This is a genomic window from Amycolatopsis sp. SID8362, assembly GCF_010550475.1.
Lineage (GTDB): Bacteria > Actinomycetota > Actinomycetes > Mycobacteriales > Pseudonocardiaceae > Amycolatopsis > Amycolatopsis eburnea.
Genome location: NZ_JAAGNB010000855.1, coordinates 1 through 281 on the forward strand (window position 1 = coordinate 1; position 281 = coordinate 281).

The 281-nt window shown below is 77.9% G+C and carries 1 protein-coding gene; it reads left to right on the forward strand.

The features are described from left to right. A partial coding sequence (locus tag G3I65_RS26475) for a hypothetical protein (protein ID WP_160698511.1) occupies positions 1 to 281 on the forward strand: 281 nt, incomplete at both ends.

Sequence of the window (281 nt, forward strand, 5' to 3'; positions counted from 1 at the left end):
GGACGCGGCTTTGGCCGGTCTCGCGGCGGCGTCGCTCACGGAGTCCGACACCAGCGGCGAGGTCGTGACGATGCACCGCCTGACCCGGCGCGCGATCCTCGGCCGGCTGCACGCCGAGGACCGGCTGGCCGCGGCCCTGGACCGGGCGTTCGCCGTGGTGGACGCGGAGCACACCGGAGACCTCGCCGGCCACGCCGCCGCGTTGTGGCGGCACTTCCGTGCCCTCCCGTCGGCGGAGGCGGGGCCGCGGCTGGGGCGGGTCCTGCGGCTGCGACGGCGTT